At 54.6% G+C, this 8,569-nt stretch carries 12 protein-coding genes and 1 pseudogene; 10 read left to right on the top strand and 3 right to left on the bottom strand.

Annotated elements, in window-relative coordinates:
• Positions 1-179 precede the first annotated feature (179 nt).
• Genes cobT through cobO form a run of 3 tightly spaced genes read left to right on the top strand, consistent with a single transcriptional unit; the run spans position 180 to position 2,528 of the window.
• A complete protein-coding gene (gene cobT / locus IKE44_RS04745) occupies positions 180-1,235 on the top strand; it encodes a nicotinate-nucleotide--dimethylbenzimidazole phosphoribosyltransferase (RefSeq protein ID WP_049624525.1) in 1,056 nt (351 codons plus the stop codon).
• A complete protein-coding gene (gene cobA / locus IKE44_RS04740) occupies positions 1,232-2,002 on the top strand; it encodes a uroporphyrinogen-III C-methyltransferase (protein ID WP_121678245.1) in 771 nt (256 codons plus the stop codon). The genes cobT and cobA overlap by 4 nt, the downstream gene beginning before the upstream one ends.
• Entirely contained in the window at positions 1,983-2,528 is a 546-nt protein-coding gene (cobO, locus tag IKE44_RS04735; RefSeq protein ID WP_121678246.1) for a cob(I)yrinic acid a,c-diamide adenosyltransferase, read from the top strand. The genes cobA and cobO overlap by 20 nt, the downstream gene beginning before the upstream one ends.
• Positions 2,529-2,568: 40 nt before the next feature.
• Here the strand turns inward: cobO and IKE44_RS04730 are convergent, their stop codons facing one another.
• From IKE44_RS04730 to metA, 3 genes are all read right to left on the bottom strand, one after another.
• Positions 2,569-2,718, bottom strand: a complete 150-nt coding sequence (locus IKE44_RS04730) for a hypothetical protein (RefSeq protein ID WP_287465162.1) — start codon at positions 2,716-2,718, stop codon at positions 2,569-2,571.
• A 154-nt stretch (positions 2,719-2,872) separates the two neighbouring features.
• Positions 2,873-2,971: a YjcZ family sporulation protein gene (locus tag IKE44_RS04725; protein WP_011231280.1), complete on the bottom strand. Its 99-nt coding sequence runs from the start codon at positions 2,969-2,971 to the stop codon at positions 2,873-2,875.
• Between the two features lie 172 nt (positions 2,972-3,143).
• Positions 3,144-4,052 carry a homoserine O-acetyltransferase MetA gene (metA, locus tag IKE44_RS04720; RefSeq protein ID WP_033014069.1) on the bottom strand — a complete coding sequence of 303 codons (909 nt, stop codon included), beginning with the start codon at positions 4,050-4,052 and terminating at the stop codon, positions 3,144-3,146.
• A 119-nt stretch (positions 4,053-4,171) separates the two neighbouring features.
• On the opposite strand from metA, the gene IKE44_RS04715 reads away from it, so the two are divergent.
• The 7 genes and pseudogenes from IKE44_RS04715 to IKE44_RS04685 all read left to right on the top strand — a co-directional run.
• Entirely contained in the window at positions 4,172-4,687 is a 516-nt protein-coding gene (locus IKE44_RS04715; RefSeq protein ID WP_049624522.1) for a hypothetical protein, read from the top strand.
• 59 nt (positions 4,688-4,746) lie between these two features.
• On the top strand, positions 4,747-5,223 hold the full coding sequence (locus tag IKE44_RS04710) for a glutathione peroxidase (RefSeq protein WP_287465165.1): 477 nt from the start codon (positions 4,747-4,749) through the stop codon (positions 5,221-5,223).
• A 23-nt stretch (positions 5,224-5,246) separates the two neighbouring features.
• Positions 5,247-5,877 (top strand): annotated as a pseudogene (locus IKE44_RS04705) (HEAT repeat domain-containing protein); the annotation flags it as partial.
• A gap of 298 nt (positions 5,878-6,175) precedes the next feature.
• Positions 6,176-6,613, top strand: coding sequence for a BrxA/BrxB family bacilliredoxin (locus tag IKE44_RS04700; RefSeq protein ID WP_033010047.1), 438 nt, complete (start codon positions 6,176-6,178; stop codon positions 6,611-6,613).
• Positions 6,614-6,684: 71 nt separating this feature from the next.
• Positions 6,685-6,816, top strand: a complete 132-nt coding sequence (locus IKE44_RS04695; RefSeq protein ID WP_080706497.1) for a YuzL family protein — start codon at positions 6,685-6,687, stop codon at positions 6,814-6,816.
• Between the two features lie 252 nt (positions 6,817-7,068).
• A complete protein-coding gene (locus IKE44_RS04690) occupies positions 7,069-8,253 on the top strand; it encodes an LL-diaminopimelate aminotransferase (protein ID WP_049624521.1) in 1,185 nt (394 codons plus the stop codon).
• A gap of 21 nt (positions 8,254-8,274) precedes the next feature.
• On the top strand, positions 8,275-8,569 hold a 295-nt coding region (locus IKE44_RS04685), incomplete at its 3' end, for a YpjP family protein (protein ID WP_483299805.1).

Here is an 8,569-nt window from a genome sequence, read left to right as displayed (position 1 = left end):
GTGGCCGCGAAGCGCACCCTAGGTCTGTAAGATATCCACAAAACTGAAAAAGGATGTAAGGGATTTTGTCGAAAAATATTTTTTGGACACCCCTGAGGGGCCGAAAAGCCTTGATAAATCAACATTTCTAGAGGGAGGAAGCGCCTATTCCCGCTTGATGGGGATATGGTGCGACCGTGATGAATGCTTCCATCCCACCGATCCGCCGTGAAATGGTGGAACAAGCACGTGATTACATCAATCAGCTGACGAAACCGCCCGGCAGCCTCGGCCGTCTGGAAGAAGTGGCGGCCGCGCTTGCCGGTATGACTGGAGAGCTGCTCCCACGCGTCACTCCGCCCGGAGTGCTCGTGTTTGCGGCCGATCATGGCGTCACGGAAGAAGGGGTGTCTGCCTATCCGGCCGAAGTGACGGCGCAAATGGTGTACAACTTTGCCAACGGCGGAGCGGCGATCAACGCCTTCAGCCGGCAAATCGGCGCGTTGCTTCAGGTGATTGATGTCGGTGTCGCCGTGCCGATTGCTGATGAGCGCGTCATTCAGAAAAAGGTGCGCCCGGGAACGAACAATTTCGCCAAAACGGAAGCGATGACGCCGTCCGAGGCCGAACAGGCGCTTCATGTCGGTTACGAGCAGGCGGCATCCATCATTGAACAAGGCGCCCGTACGCTTATTGTCGGCGAAATGGGCATCGGCAATACAACCGCTGCGAGCGCTTTATTGGCCACGCTCTCCGAGGAGCCGCTTGAGCGCATCGTTGGCAAAGGAAGCGGCATTAAGGAGGAAATGCTTGCCCATAAACGGGACGTGATCCGACGGGCGCTCTTGCTTCATCGGCCGGATCCGGCGAAGCCAGTTGAATGGCTTTCGAAAATCGGCGGGTTGGAGATTGCGGCTATGGCCGGGGCGATGTTGGCAGCCGCTGAACGGCGCATTCCGATTTTGCTTGACGGCTTTATTTGCACGGTGGCTGCCCTTGTGGCCCGCCAGTTTGCCGTGAACGTCACAGACTATATGATTGCCGGCCATCGTTCCGAAGAGCCGGGACACAGCATAGCCCTTCGTTTGCTTGGGAAAGAGCCGCTTTTGGATCTTGGCCTGCGCCTTGGTGAAGGAAGCGGCGCGGCGGTAGCGTTTCCGCTCTTGATTTCAGCAATGGCGATGGTGAACGAAATGGCGACGTTCGCTTCGGCAGGCGTTTCCACCGCTGATGCGAAAGGGAAGAACGGGAAATGACCATCGGCAAAGTGTATTTAGTCGGCGCCGGGCCGGGCGATGAAAAGCTCATCACGGTTTACGGCCGCGAATGCCTAGAGCGGGCGGATGTCATTATTTACGACCGGCTCATCAACCGGAAGCTGCTGCGCTACGCAAAGCCGGGCGCTGAGGTTCTTTACTGCGGCAAAGAGCCGGGAAAACATGACACCGTTCAAGAACAAATTCACGAGCTGCTCGTTTGGCATGCGCAACAAGGCAAAACGGTCGTCCGCTTAAAAGGCGGCGATCCATGCATTTTTGGCCGCGTTGGTGAAGAGGCGAAAGTGTTGGTGAAAGCCGGAATTCCGTTTGAAATCGTTCCAGGGGTGACATCCGGCATCGCTGTGCCGGCGTACGCCGGCATTCCGGTCACCCACCGTGATTACGCCGCCTCGGTGGCGATCGTCAGCGGGCATCGGAGTGAGCGGATCGATTGGGAGGCGCTGACTCGAGGATGCGATACGATCATTGTCTACATGGGAGCGGCCAACTTGTCGGATATTTGCGGCCGTTTGATGGCGGCCGGAAAGCCGTCGGATACGCCGGCGGCCATCATTGAATGGGGGACGACCGAGCGGCAGCGCACCGTGGCGGCGACGCTTTCGACGCTGTCAGACGAGGTGGAACAGGCGGGCATTTCCCATCCGGCCATCATCATCATCGGCGATGTCGTTCGTCTGCGTGAGACGCTCCAATGGTTTCCGGAGCGGCAAGGGGGCGTGGTCGATGCCGACGCCTCGTCGTAGCGGGCGTGTCATCGTTTATACGGGCGACGGAAAAGGAAAAACGACGGCCGCATTGGGGCTTGCCCTGCGTGCCGTCGGTCGGGGAATGAACGTCGCGGTTTTGCAGTTTTTGAAATCGCCGGAACGAACATACGGCGAGCAGTTAGCCCTAGAGCGCCTTGGCGTCGACGTCCGTCAGCTCGGCGCCGGCTTCACATGGACGAAAACGCCGGACATCCACCGGGAAGCATTGAAGCGTGCCTGGGCGGTGGCCAAAGAATATGTGTATTCCGGACGGTATGATATGATTGTGCTCGATGAACTGAACAATGTGTTGGCCATTGACCGCTTTCCCGTTGAAGATATCGTATCAGTCAGCGAAGTGCTCGAGCTGATCCGCACGCGCCCGCCGTCGCTCCATCTTGTCATCACGGGGCGCGCGGCGCGCCCGGAGTTGATGGCGGCTGCCGATATCGTTACGGAAATGAAGTTGGTCAGGCATGACTATGAACAAGGAAGGACCGCGATGAAAGGGATTGAATTTTAGAAGCAAAAAAGCGGCCGTTTTTTAGCCGCTTTTTTGCAGGTTAGGCATTTTCATCGGTTTTGTCATTTTGGATTTTGTTTTGCCGACATCCTTTGCTGTTATCGCCGGAAACCGGGCCGCGAAGCAAGGCCATCGGATCTTGCGTTGGCGCGTTTTGATTGCGGCTGCCGTTGTTTGGGCGTTTCGTCATGAGCTCCACCTCCTTTGGCTGCCGTTGTCATACGTTTAGCATGGACGATGCCTTCATTCCTATGCATGGTTGTCTACAGCCCAGCATAAAAAAAGCGGGAAGCGTTCGTGTTCCCGCTGCAAGCCGGCCGGATGAAGGCAATCAGTGATTTCGGTTAGTAGGCATATCCGCCCAAGCAGGCACATCCAACAATAATCAACAAAATAAACAGAACGACAATCAACGCAAAGCTGTTTCCATGCCAAGCGCCCATCATGTTCACCTCCTGGTGGAATCTATCGTATTGTATGTCAAAAAAAACTAAAAGAACAGGACGATTGTCGAAACACGAAAACAATCGGCCAAAATGAGAAAAACGCCTTTCATATGTTTCAGCAAGGCGTTTTTTCGGGATGGTTCAAGTGAAATGATTGCATATATTGATTTCATTCCCATTCATAAGGCGTTTCTTGATACACGTAATAGTTCAGCCAGTTGACAAACAGTAAATTGGCATGCGAGCGCCATGTGTTCAGCGGCGGCTGGCTTGGGTCATCATTGGGAAAGTATGATTCCGGGATGCGAATCGGCAGCCCTTTCGCCAAGTCGCGTTCATATTCTTCTTTGAGCGTTGTCGCATCATATTCTGGATGGCCCGTTAAGAAAATGCGGCGCCCGTCGTTCGATGCGACGAGGCAAACGCCGGCTTTGTCAGACATGGACAAAATGGTGAGATCCGGCACTTTTTCGATGTCTTCGCGCTTGACGTCTGTATGGCGGGAGTGCGGCATGCGGAACACATCGTCAAAACCACGCAATAGTTTTACGTTTTTCACTTCCACCGTATGGTTGAACACACCGAAGCATTTTTCCGGCAATGGGTATTTCGGAATGCCGTAGTGATAGTATAAACCAGCTTGTGCCCCCCAACAAATGTGCAACGTTGACGTGACGTTCGTTTTCGTCCATTCCATAATTTCCGTCAATTCTCCCCAATAGTTGACCTCTTCAAACGGCATTTGCTCGACAGGCGCTCCGGTGATGATCATCCCGTCGAACTTGCGATGGCGAATGTGCGGGAAAATCGTGTAAAATTGTTCTAAATGATGTTTGCTTGTCGTTTTCGGCTCATGGGTCGCCGGGCGCAAAAAGGTGACGTTCACTTGCAGCGGCGAGTTGCCGAGCAGCCGCAGCAACTGTGTCTCTGCTTTTTCTTTTTCGGGCATCAAGTTTAAGATGACGATGTTGAGCGGACGGATGTCTTGCGAATACGCCCGTTCTTCGTCCATCACGAAAATGTTTTCTTGTTCGAGTATTTCTTTCGCCGGCAAGTCTTTTGGAATGTTGATTGGCAATGGTGTCCCCTCCGTTTCCGTCTCGTTACTAAATACCTTAATTATAAAAACTTTGTCAACATTCTTCAATTGATTTTTTGACCTTAAAACAGCTTGTGAACAAAAAGGGGGAATCCCGATTGGATCCGACCGCCTTTGACAATTTAAAAACGGTGTTGGAAGGAGCCGTCTATGATGCCGACTTGCAAGGGCGCATTGCCGTCACCGACCGCCGCGATCTCGCCGATTTGGCCCGCCTGTCGCGCGAGTACGCCATTTCCTTTCAACAGGCCGGTGCGCCTGAACCGCCGGTCGTCTGCACGGTGCGGCTTGCGATCGATTTTGCCGAACTGGTGAATGAACGGCTCCATCACGACCAGGCCGGCTGCCGGCTTGCGGTCTCGTTCGCCTTGCCGGTGCGCCGCCTGTCCGTTTGTGCGCTTATCGAAGGAACGCTGCGGACGATTTGGGGCAAGGAGCGAATCATTCGGCAAACGCTCCGCTTTCCGTTTCCGCATGAACGCGGCTCGTATGAAAATGAAGCCGTGGTCGAATTTGCCCGCCTCATTTACGAAGAAAACGCGGCCGATTTACCGGAAATGGTGCCGTATATGATTTCCTCGCTCGAACAGCTGCAGCCATTTGCCGGCCAGTAACGGTGCAAAAAGTGGAAACAAACGAAGAAGTCGGCTATGATGGGGGTGAGGTGAGAACGATGAGTGTGTATGAATTCAGCGTCAAAACGATTCGCGGAGAGGAACAACCGCGTTCCGTCTATCGAGGCAACGTGCTGTTGATTGTCAACACGGCGAGCCGTTGCGGCTTCACCCCGCAGTATAAAGAACTGCAGGAGCTGTATGGCGAATATCGCGATCGCGGGTTTGTTGTGCTCGGCTTTCCGTGCAACCAGTTCGGCGGCCAAGAGCCGGGGACGGAAGAGGAAATTGAACAATTTTGCCAGTTGAATTACGGTGTGACGTTCCCACTGTTTGCGAAAGTGGATGTGAATGGCGATCACGCCCATCCGCTGTTTCAATATTTGAAAGAAGAGGCGCCGGGGGCATTGGGAACAAAGGCGATCAAATGGAATTTCACGAAGTTTTTGGTCGACCGCAACGGCAAGGTTGTAGCTCGTTTCGCACCGCAAACAAAGCCAAGCGAGCTGAGAAAGGAAATTGAAAAGCTGCTGTAAGGCAAGGAGGGGTAACGCTTGCCGTCGATGAGCTGTCGGCAGCCTATCCGCCCGAGCGGCTGGAGCGGATCGTCAACATGTTCCGCCGCGGCGAGCAGGAAAAAACGGTGCAAAAGCGTCCAAGCCTCAAAGTGACGAGCGAGATGCTCGATGACCCGGATTGGCGCAAACGGTATGCCGCGCTCGAACAGATGGCCGAGCCGACCGAGGACGATATCCCGGTGTTGGCCAAGGCGCTCAAGGATGAAAAAATGGCGATTCGCCGCCTGGCGACGGCATACCTTGGCATGATCGGCGGGAAAAAGGTGCCTCCGTATTTGTACAAAGCGCTAAAAGATCCGGCTGTCGCTGTCCGCCGCACTGCCGGCGACTGTTTGTCCGACATCGGCGACCCGGACGCCAGTCCGGCCATGATCGAGGCGCTCAAGGACGAAAGCAAGCTCGTTCGTTGGCGCGCGGCTATGTTTTTGTACGAAGTCGGCGATGAATCGGCCTTGCCGGCGTTAAAAGCGGCGGAAAACGATCCGGAATTTGAGGTCAGTTTGCAAGTGAAAATGGCGATCGAACGGATTGAAGGCGGCGAAGAGGCGAAAAGGCTCCGTCTGGAAGCAAATGACGGAAAGTCGAAAAAAAGAGAACAAGACGGAGAAATAAAAAAAGGCACGCCGGCCGGCGCGTCTCTTTCTTTGGCCAAAAAAGCGATTCTTGTTAAGTCGTCACGGTTGTGCTCAAGATACGTTCATTCTATTTGAATGTTCCACGCTGCAGTCACTGACGGCAGCCACTTCATTTTCGGGTTTGCGGCTGTTTCCCAGCCGGCGCTGATTTGGAGGGGCGTCTTCCCCCGGCCATCGGCTTTTCACTTGCCGCTGGCAGCCGTCTTCATTGATTTTTTCGTGCGAAGTATAGTATGCTGATAGCACAACGATGATCATATGGAGGGATGATGGCCATGTCGATGGCATATGAAGAATATATGCGTCAGCTCGTGCAGCCGATGCGCGATGAGCTCGTCCGCGCCGGTTTCCGCGAATTGCGCACGAGTGAGGAAGTCGAGCAGTTTATGGAACAAGTGGAAGGAACGACGTTTGTCTTTGTCAACTCAGTGTGCGGCTGCGCCGCCGGACTGGCGCGCCCGGCCGCGACGCAGGCGGTGCTTAGGAGCGAGAAAAAGCCGGATCATCTTGTGACGGTATTCGCCGGCCAAGACAAAGAGGCGACGGCGAAAATGCGCGAGTACTTTGTCGGCTATGCGCCGTCCTCGCCGTCGATGGCGCTCTTAAAAGGAAAGGAAGTTGTTCATTTTATCCCGCGCGAAGACATCGAGTTTCACTCGATGGAGGACGTGATGGAAAACATTTTGGCTGCGTTTGACAAATATTGTAACTGATGCCTTATGCCTTCCCAGGCCTTGCATACCACTGCCGGCGCCGGGGAACGATAAGGGCGGAGGTGATCGGCGTGCCGAAGCGGAAAAAAGACCGTTCGAAAACGGGCGTCAGCGCCCCGGAGGTGAGGGGACAAGGCACGACGCAAACGGAAACATGCGCCTACGAGCTTGATTCTGCGCGCAAAAAAACGAAAATCGACTGAAAGAAAACGGAGCTCCTGTGCGGAGCTCCGTTTTCGCTGCCGCCGTCAGGCATTGGCGATGCAGCTGTAAATGAAATACAACAACGTAATGAGGCTGGCCGCAAAAAAGATGGTTGTCATCGCTGTTTTCCCGCCTTTCTGTCTATGTTTTCCCCTTGAACATATGATACACTATTCATGTAATCATAGTATATACCAACCAAAAGTGAAAAGGAAAAGCGGTTTTTGTTTTGGCAAGGGAGAGGAAAGACGATGAAAAGGGCGAAACGAATGAACGCATTTTCTGCATCGATTTTTGCCGAATTGGCGGCGTATCGCCAACAGCGGTGCCATCTTCATGACGAGTGGATCGATTTAAGCGTCGGCAGCCCGGATTTGCCCCCGGCGCCGTTTGTGCGTGAGGCGATCGCCCGCTACGCCAACGAGCCGAATGCGTACGGCTACACATTAAGGGGCATTCGCGAGTTTCGTGAAGCGGTCGCCGACTATTATCGCACGGCGCATGGCGTCGTGCTCGATCCGGAGACGGAAGTAACGTACGTCATCGGATCACAGGACGGGCTCGTGCATTTGCCGATGGTGTTCGCCGACCCGGGGGATGTCATTTTATTGCCGGATCCCGGGTATCCGGCGTATGCGGCGGGGGTGGCAATGGCGGAAGCGGAGCCGTATTTTCTGCCGCTGAGGGAGGAAAACCGCTTTTTGCCGGATTTGCGTGCGATCCCGGAGGACATTGCCAAACGGGCGACAATCATGTTTATCAACTTCCCTGGAAATCCAGTTCCAGCTATAGCGACAGAATCGTTTTATCGCGAAGTAGTCGAGTTTGCGAAGCGGTACGATATTCTCGTTGTGTCCGATTTTGCTTACGGCGAGCTGTATTATGACGGAAACAAACCGGTGAGTTTTCTTTCTGTTCCAGGCGCAAAGGACGTTGGCGTGGAGATCAATTCGTTGTCCAAAAGCTACAACATGGCCGGCTGCCGGGTCGGCTATTTGTGCGGAAATGCCGAGGTGATTCGCACGTTCGCCGAGTTTAAGTCGAATTTGGATTATGGCGTCTTTTGGCCGATTCAAAAAGCGGCGGCCGAAGTGCTGCGTCATGGGGCCGACTTTTGCGCCGAAAGCCGCGCGATCTATCAATCGCGCCGCGATGCGCTCGTTGACGGGTTGGCCGACATCGGCTGGTCGGTTGACCGTCCGCAAGCCGGTATGTTCGTGTGGGCGAAAATTCCGGACGGCTTTACATCGCTTTCGTTTGCGAAGGCGCTCATCGACCAAGCGGGCGTCGTCGTCACGCCCGGGCACGCGTTTGGGCCAAGCGGCGAGGGCTATGTGCGCATCGCCCTCGTCCAGCCGGAGGCGGTGTTGCGCCGGGCGGTCGCCAAATTAAAAGCGACCGGTTTGTTTGCGTCTTTAGCCGCTGATCGGCGGTAGTGGGAGGTGAAGGCGATGAAGCTGCCGTCTTGGCTTCGAAAAACGCTTGTTGCCGCCATTACCGTCTGCACGTTTGGACTCGTCACACCGCCCGCTTCGCTGCTCGCGGCCAAAGAGCCGCCGTCAGATGACGCCCCGTCTCCCGATTGGAAGCATTCCCAAGCAGACCATGCGGCAGAAGCTGTTTCTGTTTCGTTAACTCGTGAACAGTTTATCGAAGAGACGATGGAAAAGGCAGTGGCGCAGTCGTACGAAAAGTTTGGCCGCAAAATCGCCCCGGTTATTGAAGATGAATTTCGCACCGTCATCTTGCCGC

Source organism: Geobacillus sp. (assembly GCF_017515625.1).
Classification (GTDB): Bacteria; Bacillota; Bacilli; order Bacillales; family Anoxybacillaceae; genus Geobacillus; species Geobacillus stearothermophilus.
The sequence above is the reverse complement of the archived record's forward strand: the minus strand, read 5'-3'. Positions and strand labels throughout refer to the sequence as shown.

What these genes read in the sequence shown, in the direction of transcription:
- cobT (WP_049624525.1), top strand. Translation starts at nt 180, where the DNA reads ATGAATGCTTCCATCCCACCGATCCGCCGTGAAATGGTGGAACAAGCA.
- cobA (WP_121678245.1), top strand. Translation starts at nt 1,232, where the DNA reads ATGACCATCGGCAAAGTGTATTTAGTCGGCGCCGGGCCGGGCGATGAA.
- cobO (WP_121678246.1), top strand. Translation starts at nt 1,983, where the DNA reads ATGCCGACGCCTCGTCGTAGCGGGCGTGTCATCGTTTATACGGGCGAC.
- IKE44_RS04730 (WP_287465162.1), bottom strand. Translation starts at nt 2,718, where the DNA reads ATGACGAAACGCCCAAACAACGGCAGCCGCAATCAAAACGCGCCAACG.
- IKE44_RS04725 (WP_011231280.1), bottom strand. Translation starts at nt 2,971, where the DNA reads ATGGGCGCTTGGCATGGAAACAGCTTTGCGTTGATTGTCGTTCTGTTT.
- IKE44_RS04710 (WP_287465165.1), top strand. Translation starts at nt 4,747, where the DNA reads ATGAGTGTGTATGAATTCAGCGTCAAAACGATTCGCGGAGAGGAACAA.
- IKE44_RS04700 (WP_033010047.1), top strand. Translation starts at nt 6,176, where the DNA reads ATGTCGATGGCATATGAAGAATATATGCGTCAGCTCGTGCAGCCGATG.
- IKE44_RS04690 (WP_049624521.1), top strand. Translation starts at nt 7,069, where the DNA reads ATGAAAAGGGCGAAACGAATGAACGCATTTTCTGCATCGATTTTTGCC.